Raw genomic sequence first — 22592 nt, forward strand, 5'->3', positions numbered from 1 at the left:
CATCAACTCTACCTTCGTGACGTTCCATCTCCTCTCCCAAGTAGTCTGAATCTCCCATCCCGCCTGGGAGTATCGGTCGATGTGTAGCCTGCGGTGCTTGTTCATAGTTGGGACCTATAGAAGATCATAAAATGGTCCAAGGTCGACCCCCGATGACTGGACCCACTCAGGAGAAAGTCATGACTATGCGCAAGAAAACCTCATCGCCAACGAGTGACCTGACCAACAACGCCGATGACCATCTTTCACCCGCCAGCCACGACTGGACCTTTACCTACGTGAGCGATCCACCCCGCCCAAACACTCCGTTCGTCACCACCGACCTTAAAGACTACGCACCCGGCAGCACCGCCATTATCACGGCCAGCGGCTTCGCCGCCGGCAGCACAGTGACGCTCGAAGTGGACCATGCCATCGGTGCTGGCGCGGATGGTGTGTGGGGCACGTCCGACGATGTGCTCGATACCAACACCGGCGAGGGTCACGAGCCCTGGTCCGTGACCGACGGCGGCGCCGGCGATCTCGACGGCCAAGTCAACGGCAGCGTCACCACTTCGTGGTACGTGAATCCCGACGACTCGGCAGGCGCAACGTTTCTGCTCACAGCGGCCTCTGCGGGCGCCGATGGAGTGGTCGGCACCGCTGATGACGCCGTGGCGACAATGTCGTTTACGGACAGCGTTTTGGGCGTCGTGGCAACCGGCGAGGACGTTACGCTGGACGAAACGGCCGGATTGCAGAACGCCACTGCCACTCCAACCCCTGCGGGGGACGCTGACGACAATGACATTCTGGTGGCGTCCCTGCCTTCGACCTTCACTACCCGTTTAGCCGCACTGGGGGCAGGTACCGCCACGGGGGCGGCCTTGAGTGGCTATACCGGTGCCGCGGACAACACCGGCAGCAATGCATTCACCATCACCGCTGACCCCGGAGCAAGCAGTATCGATATCAGCTTCGTCGGCTTCTCTGGCGCACCGCTCAATGGCGAGGACAGCGGACTGGATACCCTCGATGGCACCAGCATCCTTCTCTATACGGATACGAACAACAACATCGTTGTGGGCCGAGCCGGGAGTGCAACCGGCGCGATCGTGTTCGCTGCCTATATTGATGAAACCGGATCGCCGGCCACGGGTGGCAAGATCTGGACCGTGGAGTACCAACCGCTCAAACATCCCGTTATGACGAATGCCGATGATTCGCTCAATCTGCTGGATAAGGTTTTCATCGGGGCTAGCCAGGACCTGGAATTCAGTCTGACCGGTGTGCCCTCCGGTTCGAACCTGTTCCTGATGTTCACGAAGGCGAATCCGAACATTGTCGATGACGCTGGTGTGTTGCGGATCACGGATCCCACCATCATCGCCACCGGCAAGGACCCCGCTGACCAGTCAAGCGGCGCCAATATAAACACTGGCGACACGATCATTACCAGCCAGGCGGCTAACCCGACCACCTTAGGCACCAACAACCAGATGATTACGGAACAGGAAGGCATCCGTTTTTCGTTCGTCACGGGTGCCAGGCAGGATCTAACCATTCCCAACCTCAGTCAAAACGAAGCCGATGTTGAATCCAACATCGACTTTACCGACGTCTTCAATGCGAAGATGGCCAGTTTCGACGTTGTGCAGTTGCAAAGTGGCAAGAGTGCCGTGGTAAGAGTCAGCGCATTCAGCACCGCTGCTGAGCCTGGCGCGGATTTCATCAATGGGTATGCGGGTGATGCGTCGGTGGCCATCACCAATGTTCGAGTCTTCAACAATAGCACCGGGCAGGTGATCGAGAATTCAAACGGCTCGGTGAATGATCCGGCCATCACCATCAGCATTGCTGCAGGGGTCGCAACCATCACCGGCGTTAAAGCCGGCTACCAGATTGAATACACCACTACGTCGGACCACAACCGCGTGCTCGTCGAGAACGGCGCGGCCGTCACTGCCAAGGGCAATGAGCACGCCGATTTTGATATTGGTGGTTTCACGCTGGTCCAGGCCTCAATTACAAAAACCGAAATCGGCTCCAGGATCATCTTCGACGACGATGGACCGAGCATTACCACCACCGGCACGGAGCCGACATTGACGGTGGACGAAACGATACTGACGACCAATGACACCCAGAGCTTCGCCGCCAACTTCAACTCGGCGTTTGGCGCCGATGGTGCCGGCACGCTGACCTATGCGCTGGGCGTGGTGGCCGGGGCTTCCGGATTGACGGACACGGCCTCGGGCCAGGCGGTGAACCTGTCGCTCAATGGCACGGTGGTGGAAGGGCATACGGCCCTCAGCAACCTGCTGGTGTTCACGGTCAGCGTGGCCGCCAATGGCAGCGTCACGCTCGACCAGGTCCGCGCCGTGGTGCATGCCAACACCGCCAATCCCGATGATTCGACGAGCCTGACCTCGGACAGCCTGGTGACGCTGACCGCGACCAAGACCGACGGGGACGGCGACAGCGCCCAGGCGACGCTGAACATCGGGCAGAACCTGGTGTTCAAGGACGACGGGCCAAGCATTACCACCACCGGCACGGAGCCAACATTGACGGTGGACGAAACGATACTGACGACCAACGATACCCAGAGCTTCGCCGCCAACTTCAACTCGGCGTTTGGCGCCGATGGTGCCGGCACGCTGACCTATGCGCTGGGCGTGGTGGCCGGGGCTTCCGGACTGACGGACACGGCCTCGGGCCAGGCGGTGAACCTGTCGCTCAATGGCACGGTGGTGGAAGGGCATACAGCCCTCAGCAACCTGCTGGTGTTCACGGTCAGCGTGGCCGCCAATGGCGGCGTCACGCTCGACCAGCTCCGGGCCGTGGTGCATCTCGACCCGACCAATCCGGATGATTCAACGAGTTTGACCTCGGACAACCTGGTGACGCTGACCGCGATCAAGACCGACGGGGACGGCGACAGCGCCCAGGCGACCCTCAACATCGGGCAGAACCTGGTGTTCAGGGACGACGGGCCGGCACTCAGTTTCGGCAACTTGATCGGGACCGGTAGCGTCCTTGCGCAATCCGGGTTCTGGAATATGGCGACGGGAGCCGACGGGCTGGGTGCAGCCGGTCTGGATATCTCGTTGGTCAATGACCAGTTCACCCTCGTCAGGCCAGATAACACGACCACGACCGGGACCGGCACGCTCCACGAGCTGGCGCTGTCACCGGATGCCAACGGCGCGTACCAATTCGCAGGAACGTTGACCGGTGATTTCGACAACAACGCTGCAACGGCGAATACCACCGTCGACTACACGCTGACCGCCTTTGCCGATGGTCGCTATGCACTGGATCTGGTGCAAGGCTTCAGTTCGACGATAGTGCTCAGCAGTGCCAGCGGCTCGCTCTCTCCCGGCAACCCGGATCCGGTGCGCACATTGTTGATTCCGCAGACGAATGACCCGGCTATTCCTTCGACATCCGAGGAGATTGTGTTCTTTTCCGCGAAGGCGCTTGCGTCGACCTCGGATATCCTGACCGGCATCGGGCTCGGAGCACCCGACCCCACCGAAGCCACGCTACAGACCCCCCCCCTGCCGTCGTACATAGACCCGGCGAACATGTACGTCAGCACGGCCGGCATCGGCGTCGGCAATAACGTTTTCCAGGGAGATAACCTGGCGGCAATCAGCGCCGCCGATGAAAGCTTCGTCATCAATCCAGAGAGCCTGCTGACGGGCATGAAGGTCTTCATCGACAACTCCGTGGCGGGTTACAACACGGCGACCGAGGATCTGTACTACAGGATCTACTACGCGGATGGCACGCATTCGAACCAAGTCGAGGTGAACACCCTGACGCCGGAGGCTGGCGGGCAGGTGTCCTTCCTCGTCGAGAAGGAGGGTACGTCACTGATCGACGCTGTTCAGCTGACGATGGGCCGGGGCGATATCAAGATCCCGGTGATCCAGTTCATTCAGCAGAGTGAGAGCCTGGCCAGCGATGTCCAGCTGGCGTTCAGCGCGACGCTGACGGACAAGGACGGGGACTCGGCGACGAGTACGTTTGCCGCCAACCTGTTCGCCAACGAACCGGCCAACGCACCCTTCGACTTCACGCTGGTTGGCACGGCCGGAGAGCAAGATGCGTTCAACATCGATCTGTCAGTCAATGAGAACCTGTACCAGGTCACCGGTTTCGATGTGGGCTCAGGTGTGCAAGACAAGCTGGTGCTCAACGGCGACCCGAACGCCGTTTTCCAGATCGACAACTCTGGTGCAAACGGCGTCGTGACGGTTGCCGAGGCTGGCGGACAAGCAACGACCATCACCGTGGTTGGGGCCCATGTTCAGAATACCGACATCTTTTTTGGCAGCGCCTGAGGCTTTGCGCGCGTGAACGGATGCGAGGGTGGCCTAGGAAACCACCCTCGCATTCTTTTTGCGGTTCAGATACGAGATCCCCGTGATCGCATGCGCTGTGAACTGGCGAGCAGCACAAGGCTTGAAGAACGCGGCGGGTAGGTACAGGTTGGCGTGGCGGGATTTACCGAGAACGACATCAGTATTGCGGGGCACTCTGTCCCGGGTTACCGACAAGGATGGCGAAACGTTGGCGGTCTACCCCCTGAAAGTGAGGGGCAGACCCTATTGTATCGACTTGAAATTCAATCCAGTTCCACCCAGGCGGACTCGGACGGTGCTTCGTTGGTGAGCCCGTGTTTCAGCGCATACATCAGCAAGTCGATGCGGTTGATGAGATTAAGCTTTTGATAGATGTTGCTGAGGTGGTTGTGCACGGTGTGCTCGCTGATCCCCAGGCGCCCGGCGATGCTCACATATTTGGCGGACGGTTCGCCCACGATGGCGCGAATCAGTTCTCTCTCGCGCAACGTCAACCGCGCCTGTTTCGCCTGCTCCAGATTGCATTTCATGGGTATATGCCCGGTCGCGGCATAGCCGGAAAGGCCGCCAGCCCAGGCTCTATCCATTGCGAAGTCGCTATGGTGGACCTTGAGGATGGCCTGGATAATCGATTCCGTCGGGTCTTCCGCCAGCACGATGCCGCGAGCGCCAGCCTCTATCGCCTGGGCAACGGGGACGACTTCGTACAGGCCCTTGAGCAGCAGCACTTTCATTTCGGCGCTACGGGTGAGTCCCGCGACGACATCCAGAGGATTCAGCGCATTCGGAAAGAAACTGAAAAAAATGACATTGGGCCGCAACTGATCGGCAAGATCCAGCGCACTGGTATAGGTGGTGGCCTGTGCTATCACTTCCATCTGGGGCTTTCTGGCATTGATCAAGTCGTGAAGGCCCTTAAGCACGAGCGGACGACAATCGATCAACATCACACGAATTGGTTCTTTTTGGTCAGTCATGATCTTCCTGACCCCCTTGATAAACTAACGATGGCCTCCACCCGCTGGCCTTCCCGGGTCAGCAACTTGCTCACTGGGTCGGCGCGATTGAAGGACGGATTTGAACGCCGGGAGGCCGCGATAGCGCCCACCCAGGCATTGGCAACCAGAGGCCCTGGGGCCATTTCCATCAACAGCACCGGCAGGCGAGGCGAACGTTTCCAACAGGCAGACAAAGCCCGGGAGAAAAGATCAATACGAGTAATTATCAATGGTTTGCGCATGATGATGTGCTCCCTCCCGCCTCTCAACTGATTCTAGGCCAGCCCGGAGCGCTACCTGCCTGCCCATCCGTCGGTCCTCGATGCAAGCCCAGTGCGAGTAGGCCTGACCGCAGTTCTCAAGAGGGGGGGTAACCCTCGAAAATCAAGGTATTAGGCTCGCCAAAGGTGGCCAGTGGCCAAGGTCTGATCCTGGTTGCAATCGTCAATTAATCGACGAATGGTGTGCACTTAGGAGTACTAATTTTGGTTTAGTCAATTTATCGGCGATACCTGCCTGGCCGAGCCACCTGCCAGCCAGAGTTTGGGGAAATCAGTGAGTAGCTCTGGCCGCTCCCGTCCTGCGGATTTGAGATAACACCTGATGCCCGCGCCACTGCCCTAAAAGCCCCGCCGGAAGAATGATTCGGCGGGTTTTTTTTGTGCGCGAGGTCTCGTTCTCAGTAACGCCTTCACATATTCAGAATGAGCATTGGGGAAGGTTCTCAAGGGAACGCTGTTGCTGGCCGATAACCCGGGCAGTCAGGGACTTGTTGGTCTCTTCCGGTCGGCATGGGGGCTCATAGTCTATGCGAAGGTGTTTGATAGCCTAGTGCCACCAATTATCATCTGCGCGCCAAATCAAGGGCTGCGAAGCTGAGTCCGTCCGTGCATTTGTCTTTGGGTTCTTCTTCTTAAATTGCCTGGAAATCTTCGATGCTGTCGTATCACCAAAAGCGTTTTCTGATCGTCGATGATTTCTCGGACTTTCGCAGTTCGGTCAGGTCGATGCTGCGCGAACTGGGCGTCAAGGAAGTGGACACTGCCGATACCGGTGAGCAGGCGCTGAAAATGTGCTCGCAGAAGCAGTACGACTTCATCCTGCAGGACTTTCACCTGGGCGACGGCAAGAAGAATGGCCAGCAGGTGCTCGAAGACCTGATGGAAGAAAAGCTGATCAGCCATGAAGCGGTGTTCGTCATGGTCACCGCCGAAACCAGCCAGGCCATGGTGCTCAGCGCGCTGGAGCATGAACCCGATGCCTACCTGACCAAGCCGTTCAACCGATCCAGCCTGGCCCAGCGCCTGGAGCGCCTGGAGCAGCGCAAGACCCTGCTCAAGCCGATCCTGCAGGCCCTTGACCGCGGCAAGCCGATGGAAGTGCTCAACGCCTGCATCGCCCTGTGCAAGCAAGATATTCGTTACTCGCCGTTGTGCCTGCGCTATCGCGCCGATGCTCTGCGCGACCTGAATCAGAACGAAGCGCTGGAGCGCCTCTATGACGGCATCATTGCCGACCGCCCGTTGCCATGGGCGTTTGCCGGGTTGGGCAAGTTGCTGTTCAAGCGCGGTCAGGTCGGGCAGGCCAAGGGCATTTATGAGAAAGCCCTGAAAGTCTTCCCGATGATGCCGTCGCTGTATGACGGCATGGCTGACGTGCTGGTCGCCGAAGGGGACACCAAGGGTGCACAGCGCGTTCTGGAAGAGGCGATTCGTCTGTCGCCGCTGGCGGTGCGCCGGCAAGCGTTGCTCGGTAAGCTGGCGATGACCAACGAGGACTTCGACACGGCGGCCAAGGCCTATCGCCAGGCCGTGAGCCAGGGCGCGCAGTCTCGGTTCAAGGATGCCGAGAGCAATCTCGGCCTGGCCCACGCCTTGATCAGCAAGGGCAGCGAACGGGGCCTGGACACGCGGACCCGACTGGAAATCAACACCACATTGAGCGCCGTGGCCAAGGAAAATCCCTCCGATCCGGGCCTGCAAATCCGCGCGCGCCTGATGAAGGCCACCAGCCTGTTGCTCAACGATGCCGAGACGGCGGACAAGCTCACCGAGCAAGCCTTGTTGCGCCTGGATGGCATGGAGCAATTCATGAGCGCCGAAGCGGCCTTGCTGGTGGCCAAGCAGCTGAAAATGCTCGGGCAGACCGAGGCCGGTACCGCGATGCTGAAAAACTGCGTGGAAATCTACGGCGACGATCCGGTGGTCATGAAGGACATCGCCAAGCAGACCGACGACCCGAGCATCCTCAACTCCGGCAACGCCGCCGCGGAACTCAACCGCCAGGGTGTGCGCGTGTACAAGACCGGCAACCTGGTGGAGGCCCGGCAGGTATTCCGCAAAGCCCTGGCGATGCAGCCGAAGAACATCAGTATCGCCCTGAACATGGCGCAATCGTTGTTGCATGGCACCGATACCAGCGCTCCTTCGGCGGAGCTGGAAGAATGCCGGACCTGCCTGAAAATGGTCGGCCTGATGCCCGACTCCGACGCGCGCTATCCGCGTTACCAGAAGCTGAAAAGCAAGGCGTTTGGCCAATGAACGACAACCAACAGGCACTGGATTTCTCCACGGTGATCGCCTCTACCGTGCACGACATGAAGAACTCGCTGGCCATGCTGATGCAGGCCCACAGCCAGTGGCTGGCGCGATTGCCGGAGCCGGCGCAGCAGACACCGGAGCAGGGCGTGATCGACTTCGAGTTCGCCCACCTCAACGGCATGCTGGTGCAGTTGCTGGGGCTGTATAAGCTCGGCGTCAATCAGATGCCCTTGCAACCGGCCTACCATGAACTGGACGACTTCATCGAAGCGCAACTGGCATGCCATCAGGAGGTGTTCGCCAGCCGCGGCATCATGGCCACCTTTGAAGTGGACCCGTTGAGCCCGTTGGGTTTCTTCGACCGTGAGTTGATCGCGTCGGTATTGGCCAACTGCATCAACAACGCCATTCGCTTTGCACGGCATGCCGTTTTGATCAGCGTCAGCGACGAAGCCGGGCAACTGGTGTTGACCATCAATGACGATGGCGAGGGATACCCGGCTCAGATGCTCGAACGTCAGGCCGATTACGTGCAGGGCATCAATCAAAGCACCGGCAGCACCGGGCTGGGCCTGTACTTTGCCGGGCGAATTGCCGCGCTGCATCAACGCAACGGCGTGGGAGGGCGTACCGAAATCAGCAATGGTGGTCCGTTGGGCGGTGGGGTGTTCCGCCTTTACCTGCCCTGACAGGCAGCATATTTTTCGACGCTGCTTGAAATTCCGAACACGCGGAGCCTATTTTGTACGGTCGCCGTTCGCGGCCCGCGCAATAACAAGGATAGCGTCATGAGGACCGTTGGCCTGAGTTCACTCGCGCAGCGATTGACGGGCATTGATGAAGTTGAATGTGTCACGCCGGATTTGAATGGCGTTCCACGGGGCAAAGTGATGACCTGCGAGGGCTTTCTCGACGGTCGACGTCTGCAGATGGCGCGGGGCGTGCTGTTGCAATGCATCATGGGCGGATATCCGCCGGCGCGGTTTTACGGCAGCGATGATGGCGACCTGGCGCTGATCCCGGACCCAGCACAAATCCACCGCTTGCCCTGGAGCCATCCACCGCGGGCCTTCGCCATTTGCGACGCGAATGAACTGGGCACCACCACCAGCTCCAGCCTGTCGACCCGTGGTCAGCTCAAGGCCGTGATTGCCCGTTACGCAGCCCGTGGCTTGGCGCCCGTGGTGGCGACGGAGCTTGAGTTCTTCGTTTTTGCGCCTAACACCGACCCGACTCAGTCGTTCCAGCCGCCACTGGGGCTGGACGGTCGTCGCGAAGATGGTCAGTCGGCGTTCAGCGTCAGTTCCAATAACGGCTTGCGGCCGTTCTTCAATGAAGTCTACGAATGCATGGCTGCGTTGGGGTTGCCTCGCGATACCTTCATGCACGAAATGGGTGTCAGCCAGTTCGAGATCAATCTGCTGCACGGTGATCCGCTGTTGCTGGCCGACCAGACGTTCCTGTTTAAGCACTTGCTCAAGGAAGTTGCCCTCAAGCACGGCCTGAGCGTGGTGTGCATGGCCAAGCCATTGCCGCATACGCCGGGCAGTTCAATGCATATCCACCAGAGCGTGGTCGAGATCGATTCAGGGCGTAACGTGTTCAGTGATGAAGCGGGGCAGGAGACGCCGACCTTCCGCCACTTCATTGCCGGTCAGCAAGTTTGCATGGCCGACTTCACCGCGTTGTTTGCGCCGAACGTGAACTCCTATCAGCGCTTGTGCCACCCTTACGCCTCACCGAATAATGCCTGCTGGTCCTACGACAACCGGGCGGCCGGCCTGCGCATTCCGGCCAGTTTACCGGTGGCCCGTCGAGTCGAGAACCGCTTGCCGGGGGCCGATGCCAACCCGTATCTGGCGATTGCCGCAAGCCTGGCGGCGGGCTTGCATGGCATCGAGAACGCGTTGGAACCGAGCGCGCCGATCCAGGGTGAGTTCGAAGTGCCGGACAATCTTTCGTTGCCGTGTACCTTGCATGCGGCACTGGAGCGTCTGAAACGTAGCCAGTTGGCCAAGGAACTGTTCGGCGCGGAATTCATCGAAGGCTACATCGCTTCGAAGACCCTGGAGCTGAGCAGTTTCCATGATGAAATTACTCCCTGGGAGCGTCGTGTGTTAGCGACCCAGGCCTGACGATCCGTCGACATCCGGCTATCGTTTAGCGGTAGCCGATTCTCACTGCAAGGAGCCGCTCGTTGCGCCAAATCTGGAAATCCTTTCGGGCGCTGTATTTCGCCTCGCTGATGATGTTGATCGGCTCGGGCCTGTTGAGTACTTACCTGGGCCTGCGCCTGGCGGCCGACCATGTCGACAGCCTGTGGGTCGGTGCATTGATGGCCGCCAACTACTTCGGCCTGGTGCTGGGGGGCAAGATCGGTCACCGGTTGATTGCCCGGGTCGGGCATATCCGGGCCTACTCGGCCTGTGCCGGGATTGTCGGCGCGGCGGTGTTGGGGCATGGCCTGATCGATTGGCTGCCGGCCTGGCTGTTCCTGCGGGTGATCGTCGGCCTCGGCATGATGTGCCAGTACATGGTGATCGAGAGCTGGCTGAACGAACAGGCCGAGGCCAAGCAGCGCGGGTTGGTGTTTAGCGGTTACATGATCGCCTCTTACCTGGGCCTGGTGATGGGGCAACTGATTCTGGTCATGCATCCGGCGCTGGGGCTGGAGCTGCTGATGCTGGTCGCCCTGTGTTTCGCCCTGTGTCTGGTGCCGGTGGCCCTGACGCGGCGGATCCACCCGGCACCCATGCATCCGGCGCCGATGGAGCCACGGTTCTTTATCAAGCGCGTGCCGCAGTCATTGAGCACGGTGCTCGGGGCAGGCCTGATCGTCGGTTCGTTCTACGGTCTGGCACCGCTGTATGCCTCGCAGCAAGGATTGTCCACGGAGCAGGTCGGTCTGTTCATGGGTAGCTGCATTTTTGCCGGGCTGCTGGTGCAGTGGCCGTTGGGCTGGTTGTCCGACCGCTACGATCGGGCCGTGTTGATTCGCAGCTTCGCGTTCAGCCTGGCCCTGGCTGCACTGCCGCTGGCGATCATGCCGCAGGTGCCGCTGGAGGTTCTGTTTATCGCCGGTTTCGTCTGTTCGCTGGTGCAGTTCTGCCTGTATCCGTTGGCGGTGGCGTTCTCCAATGACCACGTCGAAGGCGATCGTCGGGTGTCCCTGACGGCAATGTTGCTGGTGACCTATGGCGTGGGTGCGAGTATCGGGCCGCTGGTGGCAGGCGTGCTGATGAAGCTGTTCGGCAGCCAGATGCTCTACGCGTTTTTCAGCTTCTTTGCGTTGGTGCTGGTATGGCGGATTCGCCCGAAAGCGGTGACCAACCTGCATCAGGTCGACGACGCACCGCTGCATCACGTGGCCATGCCGGACAATATGACGAGTTCGCCACTGGTGGCGGCGCTGGATCCTCGGGTCGATGAGCAGGTGGTGCAGGATCAGATGTGCAATCCGGTGAATCCGGAGCCGTCAGCCGAACCTGAATCCGAATCAGAAACCGATCAACCGCCAGAAGACCCTGATTCGGGGCGCGAGCAAAGCTTTACCGAGGCCAGGCCTTAAAACCGGGGGCACAAAAAAAACGGGCAGTCACCGCAAGGGACTGCCCGTTTTTTGTTGACGCTCCATCAGATGTCGTCTTTGTCGAAGCGACGTGCTTCGCGTTGCAACTGATAGACGAAGCGTTCGACCTGACGCTGCACCAACCCGCTCATGTTGTGGAAGCGAACGCCGGCGAAGGTGGTGGAAATCTTTTCTTCGAAGTGCAGATAACGCAACTCGACCGGCGCGGTCATCTTGCCAAAGGGCAGTTCGGCGCTGAAGCGGTCGTACACCTGGCCCAGTTGCAGGCTGCCAGTGATGTCGCCGTCGAAGCGCAGTTTGCAGCCGGTAGCGGAAATATCCAGCAGCTTGCCGCTGATGGGGGCCTTGAGTTTTTCGCCGTCGAGGTTGACGTTGACCAGTTGTGCCAGCTTCAGCGCGGCGCGGAACGCATTGCGGCGCTGGTGGTACACCACTTCGTCGGGCAGGGCGCCACGATAGCAGCGGCTGCCAGCGGATTCGTCGATGTTCAACCGGCCGTTGCTTTCCCAGGCAATGCGTACACCTTCGTGGAAGCCTTCGACCCTGAACGGTTCGCCCGCCAGCAGGTAGCGCTCGCCATCACGGGGAATCATTTCGTCCAGGGCAATCATGTTGCTGTCACGGTCCAGGTCCACCAGATAGCTCTGGAAGCGCTGGCTGCGCTCGTGGAATGTGATGATCAGCGGGTCATGGCTTTCGAGCAGCTGGCGCAGGTTGCTGGAGATTTCCAAGGGCGTGGAGAGCACCTTGGGTGGCTGCGGAGCATCATCCACGGATAAGGCATTGGACACGGTTAATCAATCTCCAGACAAAATTTGACTACGGCAGTCTGGCAGTTTGCCAGTATGTTGCGCGTCTTGATAGAGCGGGGGCATTGACCGGCTCATGCCTGACTGAGCGGGCGCGGCTTGGCAAGCTTGGAGAATGTTCCGCTGGCATCGTAAAGCGCCGGGGTTTCACCGCCGGTGAGGATTTTCAGCTGGGTGGCCGTAGCGGCCTGCTGAGTGAGGATCGACTGGCCGTTGTTGGCGTTGATGGCCTGGCACTGGGCGAGGAGATCGGTCAGCACGTCACTTTGCGCCAGCAACTGCTCGCCAATGCTCGACTGGCCGGCCAATTGCTCCAGACCGCCGCGGTTGGTCGGCAGGTTGAGGCTGGCGAGGACTTCACTGCGCTTGCGGCCATGCTGTTCGAGCAAAACGACCAATGCCTGTTTCTGCGCCAGGATGTTCTCGAGCAATGGCATGTCGCGGCCATGCAATGCGAGGGATTCGGTCTGCAGTAATTCCAGCAGGTGTTGCGCTGGGGCAAAGTCGTCGGTGATCAGTTGCAGTAAATGAGTGTCGTGCATGGCTGGCCTTGGGTTTTAAGCGTCCAAAAGCCTGGCGCCGGCGGTGGCCTAGCGCTGGGCTTCGAAGTTGAGCAGTTTGCTGGCTACACGGTTGCTGTCGACTTTATAGCTGCCATCGGCAATCGCTGCTTTCAACTCGGCCACGCGGGCGTTGTCGACGGCAGGCTGATCGCGCAGCTTGTCAGTGACCTTCTGCAACTGTTGAGCCTCATTGCTGAGATGTACCGATTCCCCGCTTTTGACGGTACCGGCCGGTTCGGCCGCGGACTCCAGCGGCGCAGATTTGCCGGCCTCGGCACTTTCCTTGCTGGCGCTGGTACGTGTACTGCCCGTAAGGGACGAGGAGCTGTTCAATCGGCTGAAATCGATGACCATGATAAAAAACCTCTGGGAATTTGGACGCTTGCCATGGTTTCGGCCATTCCCTGGAAAACTTTAGGCCCATTTATCAATGAACCTTGCGCGCGCCAGCGCTTGCCGTGCCTGGAACACAGTCTAGGGAACAGCCGCGGCAAGCGCCACATTCTGATGAATAGCGAGCCTTACATGGACACTTCCACCTGCCCCGGCGCGATGACCTGCGCCTTGATGACTCGCTGGGAGTTGAGGTTTTTCACCCGGATCTGTTCGCTCAGGCTGCCGTTTGACAGCGCTTCGCCCGGCATGCGCACGCTGAGCGTACCGCTGCGGGCGGTAATCACCACCTGATCACCCTTGCGGATGACTTCTGCCTGTTCGATATGCACCAGGGTAATCACCTGGTCGGCGACCATTGGTCGGGTCAGTCGCTGTCCGATCGCCTGATCGAGGGAGGTCAGGTAGCCCTGGCTGGTGAGGCTGATATCGCGCTCGCGCAGGACCACGTCCCCAGGCTCGACAATGGCTGCGCGGCGCAGTGGCCGGGCGCTGGTCACGACTTCGCGAAACAGGCGGACTTGAGCGGGCACGAACACTGTCCAGGGGGAAACGCCCTCGCAGCGAACCTTGACCGTAACCCGTCCCAGCGGCTTGGGACTCTCAAGCGTTGCTGTCAATTCCTTGTCGCACATGGGCATGTGCATGCGCGGATCGAGTTGGTTGACCTGGATCTCGTAGCGACCTTCCGTTTGGCTGGTAGCCAGATAGTCTTCTACGGTGAATTCAAGAAAGCCCTGAGTGACGCCGATAAGCATGTCAGGCAAGGTAACCGCGTCAGCAAGGGCAGGGCTGCCAGCGTTGAACAGGCAAACAGCCGCCAGCACACCGAGCAATTTTCGGCAGGGTGTGGTCAGGCGTCGGAAAAATGTCGGTTCTGTGTTCATAACGATTAAAAAAGCAAGCGCCGTGCCGTTTAGTGATGAAGGCGCGTCGCAACAACACTTGGCGTTGGTGTAGGAGTCTGGGCATGGCTGGTGTAATGGATTCGGTAAACCAGCGCACGCAACTGGTGGGGCAGAATCGCCTTGAGCTGTTGTTGTTCCGTCTCGACGGCCAGCAGCTGTACGGGATCAACGTGTTCAAGGTTCGGGAGGTGCTGCAATGCCCCAAACTGACGCTGATGCCCAAGTCCAGTCCTGTCGTGTGCGGCGTGGCGAACATCCGGGGGGCGACCATCCCGATCCTTGATCTGGCGATGGCGACCGGCTCCGGTGCGTTGAAGGACAAGCACAATCCCTTCGTGATCATCACGGAGTACAACACCAAGACCCAGGGTTTCCTGGTCCGCTCGGTGGAGCGCATCGTCAACATGAACTGGGAGGAGATCCATCCGCCGCCCAAGGGCACCGGGCGCGATCACTACCTGACGGCGGTGACGCGAGTCGACAATCAGTTGGTCGAGATCATCGACGTCGAGAAGGTGCTGGCGGAAGTGGCACCGACGCCTGAAGCGATTTCAGTCGGTGTGGTGGATGTCGAAACCCAGCACAAGGCGCTTTCGTTGCGCGTGCTGACGGTCGACGACTCGTCGGTGGCACGCAAGCAGGTCACGCGTTGCCTGCAAACGGTCGGCGTCGAAGTGGTGGCGCTGAACGACGGTCGGCAAGCGCTGGACTACCTGCGCAAACTGGTCGACGAGGGCAAGAAGCCGGAAGAAGAGTTCCTGATGATGATCTCCGACATCGAGATGCCGGAGATGGACGGGTACACCCTGACGGCGGAAATCCGCAACGACCCGCGCATGCAAAAGCTTCATATCATCCTGCACACTTCGTTGTCGGGGGTATTCAATCAGGCGATGGTCAAGAAGGTCGGTGCCGATGACTTCCTGGCCAAGTTCCGTCCTGATGACCTGGCATCCCGGGTAGTCGACCGGATCAAAGCAGCAGATATCAGCTAGGGATTCGCACCCCTGGCAGTCAACACGATTTAAGAGGCGGCATCATTGTCTACGGGTAATTTGGATTTCGAACAGTTCCGGGTATTCCTGGAAAAAGCCTGTGGCATTTTGCTCGGTGAAAACAAGCAGTACCTGGTCTCCAGCCGTCTCAACAAACTGATGGAACAGCAAGGCATCAAGTCTTTGGGGGAGTTGGTTCAGCGCATGCAGACCCAACCGCGCAGCGGTTTGCGCGAGCAGGTGGTGGATGCCATGACCACCAACGAAACCCTGTGGTTTCGTGACACCTACCCGTTTGAAGTCTTGAAGAACAAGGTTCTGCCCGAGGCGATCAAGGCCAGTCCCGGCCAGCGCCTGCGCATCTGGTCGGCGGCGTGTTCGTCGGGCCAGGAACCGTATTCGCTGTCGATGTCCATCGACGAGTTCGAGCGGGTCAACCTGGGCCAGTTGAGGATGGGCGTGCAGATTATTGCCACCGACCTGTCCGGTACCATGCTGAACTACTGCAAGACCGGCGAGTACGACAGCCTGGCCATCGGCCGCGGTCTGTCGCCCGAGCGCCTGCAGCGTTATTTCGACCCGAAAGGGCCGGGGCGCTGGGCGATCAAGGCGCCGATCAAGAGCCGTGTGGAATTCCGTTCCTTCAACCTGCTGGACAGCTACGCGAGCCTCGGCAAGTTCGATATCGTGTTCTGCCGCAACGTGTTGATCTACTTCTCCGCCGAGGTGAAGAAGGACATCCTGTTGCGTATCCACAGCACGTTGAAGCCGGGCGGTTACCTGTTCCTCGGTGCTTCCGAAGCGTTGAACGGTTTGCCGGATCATTACCAGATGGTCCAGTGCAGCCCGGGGATCATTTACCAGGCGAAGTGATTTCGTTGGTGTTGTCAAAAAACGGGAGCCCCTCAGGGGCTCCCGTTTTTTTGTCCGCAATATCTCTCCCACAGTTGTTAGGTGGTGTTCTCGAAAGTGGATCAAGCGGCAGAAAAGCGGCATCCGGCGGAAAACCGTTGCCGCTTTTCTGGCATTACCGCGTTGCCATGGCCGGCAAAGCCCCGGTTTCCGGGGTTTTTTGAATTGGCATGGGGCTTGCTAAGTTGATCCTACGAAAAATCAGGTCACCCGAAGGTTTCCCGACATGAGCATCAGCTTCGATAAAGCGCTCGGTATCCACGAACAAGCCCTGGGCTTCCGCGCCCAGCGTGCCGAAGTCCTGGCCAACAACATCGCCAACGCCGATACCCCGAACTACAAGGCTCGGGACCTGGACTTCTCGAAAGTGCTCGCCGAGCAGAACGAGAAAACCAAAAACGGCACCTTCGCCTTGAACATGACCAACAGCCGTCACATCGAAGCTGAAGGCCTGGGCAATGGCGACGAGTCGTTGCTGTATCGCACCCCGATGCAACCGTCGATCGACCAGAACACCGTGGACGCCCAGCTGGAACAGTCGAACTACGCGGAAAACGCGATTGGCTTCCAGGCCAGCTTCACCCTGCTCAACAGTAAATTCAAAGGGCTGGTGTCAGCCCTGCGTGGAGAGTAAGCCATGTCTCTGTCCAGTGTTTTCAACATTGCCGGTAGCGGCATGAGTGCGCAGACCACGCGCTTGAACACCGTCGCTTCGAACATCGCCAACGCCGAGACGGTCTCGTCGAGCATCGACCAGACCTACCGTGCGCGTCACCCGGTATTCGCCACCATGTTCCAGGGCGGGCAGAACGGCGGCAGCGACTCGCTGTTCCAGAGCGAGGACGCCGCCGGTCAGGGCGTTCAGGTGCTGGGTGTGGTCGAAGACCAGAGCAATCTTGAAGCGCGCTATGAGCCGAACCATCCAGCGGCCGATGCCAAGGGCTACGTCTATTACCCGAACGTCAACGTGGTGGAAGAAATGGCCGACATGATTTCCGCGAGCCGTTCGTTCCAGACCAACGCCGAAATGATGAACACCGCCAAAACCATGATGCAGAAGGTCCTGACCCTCGGTCAGTGATAAGGGGCGATTCAGATGAGTGTTACCGATTCCACCAGTGGTTTGAGCCTCAACGACATCCTGGCCAACTCTTCGATCAAGACCAGCACCACGACTGACGGCCTCGCGTCGGCAACCGGCAGCGCCACGGGTAACCAGGCCCTGGGCAAGGATGCGTTCCTGCAGTTGCTGGTGACCCAGCTGAAAAACCAGAACCCGCTGGAGCCCCAGGACAACGGCGCGTTCGTGGCCCAGTTGGCGCAGTTCAGCAGCCTGGAAGGCATCACCACGCTCAACAGCACCGTGACCGGCCTGGCCAGCAACTACAACTCGTCCCAGGCCTTGCAGGCATCGTCGCTGGTGGGGCGTTCGGTCATCGCGCCGGGCGACAAGGCCGTGGTTGATACCACCAAGAGCCTCAGCGGCACGGTGGTCGTTCCGTCTTCGGTGGCGTCCGCCACCCTGAAGATCACCGACGCCGACGGCAAGACCGTGCGCACCATCGACCTCGGTTCGCAGAAGGCCGGCAATGCCAGCTTCATCTGGGACGGCAAGAACGATGCGGGTGAGACGGTACCTGCGGGCACCTACACCTTCGGCGCCACGAGCACGATCGATGGCCAGTCCGTCGCGTTGATCACCAACCTGCCCGCGACCGTCAACAGCGTGACCATCAGCCAGACCGGCGGTGAGTTGATGCTCAATCTGGCCGGGCTGGGCAGCGTTGCCCTGTCCAAAGTACAAACCATTGGTATGTAGAGCCGACTAACACGGCACAAAGGAGTGGATGATGTCTTTCAATATCGGCCTTAGCGGTCTCTATGCAGCCAATAAACAACTGGACGTGACCGGCAACAACATCGCCAACGTCGCGACCACCGGTTTCAAATCGTCCCGCGCAGAATTCGAAGACGTGTACTCGGCGACCCGCCTGGGCACCGGTAGCAAGGTCATCGGTAACGGTGTGCGCCTAGCCAACGTGTCCCAGCAGTTCACCCAGGGTGACATCAACAACACCGGTAACGTGTTGGACATGGGCATCAACGGTTCCGGCTTCTTCACCCTGAGCAACAACGGCTCGATTTCCTACACCCGTGCCGGTACGTTCAAGGTCAACAGTGATGGTTACATCACCAACACCGACTACACCTCGCGTCTGCAAGGCTACGGTGTGGATGCCAACGGCAAGATCATCAACGGCGTATTGACCGACCTGAAGATCGACACTTCGAACCTGGCACCGAAGTCCACTTCGCTGGTGACCTCGACCATCAACCTGAACTCGACGGCTCCGGTGATCGACGACACAGTGGCGGCGGGCAAGTTTGACCCGACCAATACCGCGACCTACACCAAGTCGTTCAGCACGCCGATCTATGACAGCCAAGGCAACATGCACCCCATGGATCAGTACGTGGTGAAAACCAGTGCCAACATCTGGAAGGTCTACACCCTGGTGAACGGTCGTAACCCGGATGCTACCGGTAGCGATCCGAAAACCACCGCGCCGGTGGCTTCCACCATGACCTTTGACTCCACTGGCAAGCTGACTCAAGTCAGCACTCCGCCAGGTCCGGTGATCCGCAGTGACCTGAAGCTCACCGGCTGGGTACCAGGCAATGTAACCAACGGTGTCTTCACGCCTAACGGTGCTTCGGCGAACCCGGCCGGTATTACCATTTCAATGGCCCAGACCACTCAGTACAACGCAGACACCGCCCGTTCGATCCCGACTCAGGACGGTTACGCCACTGGCCAGATCACTAACCTGACCATCGACGGCACCGGTACCTTGTTCGCTAACTTCAGCAACAACCAGAACAAGGCCATCGGCCAGGTTGCGCTGGCCAGCTTCACCAACGAGCAAGGCCTGCAAGCGATCGGCGGGACCAGTTGGAAGGAAACCTTCGCATCGGGTATCCCGGGTTATGACGCGCCGGAAACCGGCACCCTGGGTTCCATCCAGTCCAACTCCCTGGAAGAGTCCAACGTCAACCTGACCAACGAACTGGTGGACCTGATCAAGGGCCAGAGCAACTATCAGGCGAACGCCAAGACCATTTCGACCCAGAGCACCATCATGCAGACCATCATTCAGATGACCTGATACCGATGCTTTGTAAAAAGCTGTAACGGAAAGCTCCTCTTTTAGGGGCTTTCTTGTTTAATGCACGCGCCGTGGCCCTCCGTGCCCGGCATTGGTGTTTGCGTGGGCGTTTTCGCACGCATCGTCACGCAAGACCTGGGCGCCAATGAGCGGTTCGCCCAACCACTGACAGGGATGCAACGAATACTTCATGGCTTTTCTTTCTCGCTCTCGAATCGTCTTCGGGACGCTGTCCTTTTTTGCCTTGCTGGTCGGGCTTGCCTGGCATCAGGGCTGGGGATCTTCTCCAAAGAAGTACCTGACCACCACGGTGACCGTCGAAAACCTTGAAGAAACCGTATTGGCCAGCGGCGTGGTCAAGCCCTTTGAGCAAGTCAGCGTCGGCGCTCAGGTCAATGGTCAACTCAAGAGCCTGAAGGCCGGGTTGGGCGATACCGTGCGCCAAGGGCAGCTGTTGGCCGAAATCGACCCGCTGTTGCCACAGAATGAGTTGCTCAAGTCGCGGGCCGCATTGCTCAGTGTCCGGGCGCAACACAAAGCCCGACGGGCGATGATTCGTCAGTACGAACTCGATTTTCGTCGCAAGCAAAGCCTGGTTGCCACTGAGGCCGGATCGCGGGCCGATCTGGAAATGGCCGAGGCGCAACTGCAAAGCGCCCGTGCCGAATTGGCATCCCTGGCGGCACAAATCTCCCAGGCAGAGATAGAAATCAGGATCGCCGAAGTCAACCTCGGCTATACGCGTATCAGCGCGCCGATGGACGGCGAGGTCATTGCCGTAGTGACCAGGCAAGGTCAGACCGTCGTTTCCGCACAAAGTGTGCCGACGTTGCTGATCCTCGCCCGGCTGGACCGGATGACGGTCGAGGCGCGGATATCCGAAGCCGATGTGGTGCGAGTCAAGGCCGGTCAGGCAGTGTCCTTCAATATTCTGGGGGACCCGGATCGGCGTTTCGAAAGCCATATCCGCGCGGTCGAGCCTGCGCCCGAATCCATTGCTCGCCAGGATTCGACACAAGGCGCTGGCGGTGCGACGTCCGGGGGCGCCGATGCGGCGGTGTATTACAACGCATTGTTCGACGTGTCCAATGATGATCGTTCGCTGCGTACGTCGATGACGGCGCAGGTCAGCGTGTTGCTCAACTCTGCTGAAAAGACCACGACGCTGTCGGTGGCGGCACTTGGCAAGCGTGTGGCCGACGGCCGCTATGAGGTGCGTCGGTTGGTTGATGGCCAGCCGCAGACCGTGCTGGTCAAGACCGGATTGCGCAATGACCTGATGGTTCAAGTGCTGGACGGGCTCAAGGAACACGACGAGGTGGTGCTCGGTGAGGAGCTGGAGCCTCTATGAGCAGCGTGACCGACGTCGGCAGCTTGAACGTCGAGCCCCTGAAGGAGGCTTCACGAACCTTGCCACTGCTGTCACTTGAAGGCGTTCAACGCTGGTTCGCCGACGATGAGGCCAGGACTCATGTTCTGCGTGATGTGAACCTGGTGATCGAAGCCGCAGAGATGGTGGCGATCATCGGGCCTTCCGGCTCCGGCAAGTCGAGTCTGATGAATATCCTCGGTTGTCTGGATCGTCCCTGCGCCGGACGCTACTGCATCAATGGCGTCGACATGGCGCAGATGAGCAGCGATGACCTGGCGACATTGCGCCGTGAGCATTTCGGTTTCATCTTCCAGCGTTTTCATCTGTTGTCCCACCTGAGTGCCGAAGCCAACGTCCAGATTCCAGCCATCTATGCCGACGAACCTTTTGCCGAACACCAGCAACGGGCCAGGTCATTGCTTGAGCGTCTCGGGCTGGGGCAGCGATTGCAGCATCGACCGGGGCAGCTCTCCGGTGGTCAGCAACAGCGTGTCAGCATCGCTCGCGCATTGATCAATGGCGGTGCGGTGATCCTGGCCGACGAGCCAACCGGTTCGCTGGACTCGCACAGTGGCGAGGAGGTGATGGCGATTCTGCGGGAACTGCATCGCAACGGTCACACGGTGATTATCGTGACCCACGATCCGCAAGTGGCCAAGTGCACTGACCGGATCATCGAAATCCGTGACGGCGAGATCGTTGCCGATCAAGTCAACCACGCCCAAACAGCCTTTGCGGGGCGGGCTGTCGAGCCCGCGAGCACTGCGCAGCATGTCGTGCGCGATGTGAGCGGGGTGCATTGGCGCCGATTCATTGAGGTCTTCAAGATGGCCTGGCTTTCCCTGTGCAGCCATCGGATGCGCACATTGCTGACCATGTTGGGGATCATCATCGGAATTGCTTCGGTGGTCTCGGTGGTCGCACTGGGGCAGGGCGCGCAGACTCGAGTGTTGCGTGATATCAGCGCCATGGGCACCAACACCATTGATGTATATCCGGGCAAGGACTGGGGTGATGAGCAAGCCGCCTCTATCCGGACCTTGCAGGCTGTTGATCTACGGGTCATCCAGGCGCAGTTCTGGGTCGACAGCGTTTCACCGATGGTGAGCGGTAGTCGGACGATTCGTTATCGCAACCAGCACGTCGACGCGTCGGTCAACGGCGTCAGTCAGGATTACTTTCAGGTGATGGGCATCGGCATGGCCAGGGGGGTGGCGTTCAGCGACAGTGATGTCGCGCGTCGCGGCCAGACCCTGGTGATCGACCACAACACTCGACAACGGCTGTTCAAGGAATGGGAACAACCGCTGGGCAAAGTGATCTTTGTGGGCGGCATGCCGTGCACGGTCGTCGCGGTCATGGAAAGTCGCGATGACGGATTTGCGGGGCCGAGTCTTCAGGTCTATTTGCCTTATACGACCGTGATGGGGCGTTTGCTGGGGCAGAGTCATTTCAATTCGATCAAGGTCCGGCTCAAGGATCAGATTGCCAGCGGTGCCGCCGAGCAAGCCCTGCAAACATTGTTGCTGGCGCGCCATGGGCGTCAGGACTTTTTCTTCAACCCCAGCGACAGCATCCTCAAGGCCGTGCAGAAAACCACGGACACCCTGACATTGCTCATTTCCGCGGTGGCCTTTATTTCTCTGCTGGTGGGTGGCATCGGCGTGATGAACATCATGTTGGTGTCGGTTACCGAGCGAACCCGGGAGATTGGCATTCGAGTGGCCGTCGGCGCACGGCGTGCTGACATCCTGCAGCAGTTTCTGATCGAAGCTGTGCTCGTGTGTCTGTTGGGTGGTTTGTTGGGCGTGCTGCTGTCGTTATTGATCAGTCAGGTATTTGGCTACTTTGTGCAGATGATCGTCATGGAATTCACCGCGCTGGCGATGGTTTCAGCCTGCCTATGTTCGCTTTTGGTGGGCGTGCTCTTCGGCTACATCCCAGCGCGCAATGCGGCGGGACTAGACCCTATCCATGCGTTGGCCCGGGAATGA

18 protein-coding genes are annotated in these 22592 nt (G+C 59.4%); 13 read left to right on the top strand and 5 right to left on the bottom strand.

What is annotated here, in order from left to right; genetic code table 11:
* The first annotated feature begins 179 nt into the window (after positions 1-179).
* Entirely contained in the window at positions 180-4331 is a 4152-nt protein-coding gene (locus KGA85_RS28810) for a DUF5801 repeats-in-toxin domain-containing protein (RefSeq protein ID WP_223543571.1), read from the top strand.
* Between the two features lie 284 nt (positions 4332-4615).
* On the opposite strand, the gene KGA85_RS28815 is transcribed toward KGA85_RS28810, so the two are convergent.
* The gene (locus tag KGA85_RS28815; RefSeq protein WP_223456073.1) at positions 4616-5329 is read right to left on the bottom strand and encodes a response regulator transcription factor; all 714 of its coding nucleotides are present in this window, start codon (positions 5327-5329) and stop codon (positions 4616-4618) included.
* A 956-nt stretch (positions 5330-6285) separates the two neighbouring features.
* Between KGA85_RS28815 and KGA85_RS28820 the strand changes: the two genes are divergently transcribed.
* The 4 genes from KGA85_RS28820 (at position 6286) to KGA85_RS28835 (ending at position 11458) form a co-directional block, all read left to right on the top strand.
* Positions 6286-7890, top strand: a complete 1605-nt coding sequence (locus KGA85_RS28820; RefSeq protein ID WP_223456074.1) for a tetratricopeptide repeat-containing response regulator — start codon at positions 6286-6288, stop codon at positions 7888-7890.
* A complete protein-coding gene (locus tag KGA85_RS28825; protein ID WP_223456075.1) occupies positions 7887-8579 on the top strand; it encodes a sensor histidine kinase in 693 nt (230 codons plus the stop codon). The genes KGA85_RS28820 and KGA85_RS28825 overlap by 4 nt, the downstream gene beginning before the upstream one ends.
* A 201-nt stretch (positions 8580-8780) precedes the next feature.
* Positions 8781-10025, top strand: a complete 1245-nt coding sequence (locus KGA85_RS28830) for a glutamine synthetase family protein (RefSeq protein WP_223456299.1) — start codon at positions 8781-8783, stop codon at positions 10023-10025.
* A 62-nt stretch (positions 10026-10087) separates the two neighbouring features.
* Positions 10088-11458, top strand: a complete 1371-nt coding sequence (locus KGA85_RS28835) for an MFS transporter (RefSeq protein WP_223456076.1) — start codon at positions 10088-10090, stop codon at positions 11456-11458.
* Between the two features lie 65 nt (positions 11459-11523).
* On the opposite strand, the gene KGA85_RS28840 is transcribed toward KGA85_RS28835, so the two are convergent.
* The 4 genes from KGA85_RS28840 to flgA all read right to left on the bottom strand — a co-directional run bounded on the left by KGA85_RS28840 (position 11524) and on the right by flgA (position 14131).
* Entirely contained in the window at positions 11524-12270 is a 747-nt protein-coding gene (locus tag KGA85_RS28840; RefSeq protein WP_223456077.1) for a flagellar brake protein, read from the bottom strand.
* A gap of 92 nt (positions 12271-12362) precedes the next feature.
* Entirely contained in the window at positions 12363-12830 is a 468-nt protein-coding gene (locus tag KGA85_RS28845; protein WP_223456078.1) for a flagella synthesis protein FlgN, read from the bottom strand.
* 48 nt (positions 12831-12878) lie between these two features.
* The gene (gene flgM, locus KGA85_RS28850) at positions 12879-13205 is read right to left on the bottom strand and encodes a flagellar biosynthesis anti-sigma factor FlgM (protein WP_223456079.1); all 327 of its coding nucleotides are present in this window, start codon (positions 13203-13205) and stop codon (positions 12879-12881) included.
* A 167-nt stretch (positions 13206-13372) separates the two neighbouring features.
* Entirely contained in the window at positions 13373-14131 is a 759-nt protein-coding gene (gene flgA, locus KGA85_RS28855; RefSeq protein ID WP_223534293.1) for a flagellar basal body P-ring formation chaperone FlgA, read from the bottom strand.
* 83 nt (positions 14132-14214) lie between these two features.
* On the opposite strand from flgA, the gene KGA85_RS28860 reads away from it, so the two are divergent.
* The 8 genes from KGA85_RS28860 (at position 14215) to KGA85_RS28895 (ending at position 22592) form a co-directional block, all read left to right on the top strand.
* Positions 14215-15147, top strand: coding sequence for a chemotaxis protein CheV (locus KGA85_RS28860; RefSeq protein WP_008051531.1), 933 nt, complete (start codon positions 14215-14217; stop codon positions 15145-15147).
* Positions 15148-15192: 45 nt separating this feature from the next.
* Positions 15193-16020, top strand: coding sequence for a protein-glutamate O-methyltransferase CheR (cheR, locus tag KGA85_RS28865; protein WP_223543572.1), 828 nt, complete (start codon positions 15193-15195; stop codon positions 16018-16020).
* A 265-nt stretch (positions 16021-16285) separates the two neighbouring features.
* Positions 16286-16693: a flagellar basal body rod protein FlgB gene (gene flgB, locus KGA85_RS28870; RefSeq protein WP_007988729.1), complete on the top strand. Its 408-nt coding sequence runs from the start codon at positions 16286-16288 to the stop codon at positions 16691-16693.
* A gap of 3 nt (positions 16694-16696) precedes the next feature.
* Positions 16697-17140, top strand: coding sequence for a flagellar basal body rod protein FlgC (gene flgC, locus KGA85_RS28875; RefSeq protein WP_223533005.1), 444 nt, complete (start codon positions 16697-16699; stop codon positions 17138-17140).
* A 15-nt stretch (positions 17141-17155) separates the two neighbouring features.
* Positions 17156-17878 carry a flagellar hook assembly protein FlgD gene (gene flgD, locus KGA85_RS28880; RefSeq protein WP_223456082.1) on the top strand — a complete coding sequence of 241 codons (723 nt, stop codon included), beginning with the start codon at positions 17156-17158 and terminating at the stop codon, positions 17876-17878.
* Between the two features lie 31 nt (positions 17879-17909).
* Positions 17910-19226, top strand: a complete 1317-nt coding sequence (gene flgE, locus KGA85_RS28885; protein WP_317848680.1) for a flagellar hook protein FlgE — start codon at positions 17910-17912, stop codon at positions 19224-19226.
* A 190-nt stretch (positions 19227-19416) separates the two neighbouring features.
* Positions 19417-20577, top strand: a complete 1161-nt coding sequence (locus KGA85_RS28890; protein WP_223456084.1) for an efflux RND transporter periplasmic adaptor subunit — start codon at positions 19417-19419, stop codon at positions 20575-20577.
* Positions 20574-22592 (top strand): MacB family efflux pump subunit, encoded by a 2019-nt coding sequence (locus KGA85_RS28895; RefSeq protein WP_223534299.1) that lies wholly within the window; start codon positions 20574-20576, stop codon positions 22590-22592. The genes KGA85_RS28890 and KGA85_RS28895 overlap by 4 nt, the downstream gene beginning before the upstream one ends.

It is taken from the genome of Pseudomonas sp. GL-B-12 (assembly GCF_019955895.1).
In the GTDB taxonomy this organism is placed as follows: domain Bacteria; phylum Pseudomonadota; class Gammaproteobacteria; order Pseudomonadales; family Pseudomonadaceae; genus Aquipseudomonas.

What these genes read in the sequence shown, in the direction of transcription:
- KGA85_RS28810 (WP_223543571.1), top strand. Translation starts at nt 180, where the DNA reads ATGACTATGCGCAAGAAAACCTCATCGCCAACGAGTGACCTGACCAAC.
- KGA85_RS28815 (WP_223456073.1), bottom strand. Translation starts at nt 5,329, where the DNA reads ATGACTGACCAAAAAGAACCAATTCGTGTGATGTTGATCGATTGTCGT.
- KGA85_RS28820 (WP_223456074.1), top strand. Translation starts at nt 6,286, where the DNA reads ATGCTGTCGTATCACCAAAAGCGTTTTCTGATCGTCGATGATTTCTCG.
- KGA85_RS28825 (WP_223456075.1), top strand. Translation starts at nt 7,887, where the DNA reads ATGAACGACAACCAACAGGCACTGGATTTCTCCACGGTGATCGCCTCT.
- KGA85_RS28830 (WP_223456299.1), top strand. Translation starts at nt 8,781, where the DNA reads ATGACCTGCGAGGGCTTTCTCGACGGTCGACGTCTGCAGATGGCGCGG.
- KGA85_RS28845 (WP_223456078.1), bottom strand. Translation starts at nt 12,830, where the DNA reads ATGCACGACACTCATTTACTGCAACTGATCACCGACGACTTTGCCCCA.
- flgM (WP_223456079.1), bottom strand. Translation starts at nt 13,205, where the DNA reads ATGGTCATCGATTTCAGCCGATTGAACAGCTCCTCGTCCCTTACGGGC.
- flgA (WP_223534293.1), bottom strand. Translation starts at nt 14,131, where the DNA reads ATGAACACAGAACCGACATTTTTCCGACGCCTGACCACACCCTGCCGA.
- KGA85_RS28860 (WP_008051531.1), top strand. Translation starts at nt 14,215, where the DNA reads ATGGCTGGTGTAATGGATTCGGTAAACCAGCGCACGCAACTGGTGGGG.
- flgB (WP_007988729.1), top strand. Translation starts at nt 16,286, where the DNA reads ATGAGCATCAGCTTCGATAAAGCGCTCGGTATCCACGAACAAGCCCTG.
- flgC (WP_223533005.1), top strand. Translation starts at nt 16,697, where the DNA reads ATGTCTCTGTCCAGTGTTTTCAACATTGCCGGTAGCGGCATGAGTGCG.
- flgD (WP_223456082.1), top strand. Translation starts at nt 17,156, where the DNA reads ATGAGTGTTACCGATTCCACCAGTGGTTTGAGCCTCAACGACATCCTG.
- flgE (WP_317848680.1), top strand. Translation starts at nt 17,910, where the DNA reads ATGTCTTTCAATATCGGCCTTAGCGGTCTCTATGCAGCCAATAAACAA.
- KGA85_RS28890 (WP_223456084.1), top strand. Translation starts at nt 19,417, where the DNA reads ATGGCTTTTCTTTCTCGCTCTCGAATCGTCTTCGGGACGCTGTCCTTT.
- KGA85_RS28895 (WP_223534299.1), top strand. Translation starts at nt 20,574, where the DNA reads ATGAGCAGCGTGACCGACGTCGGCAGCTTGAACGTCGAGCCCCTGAAG.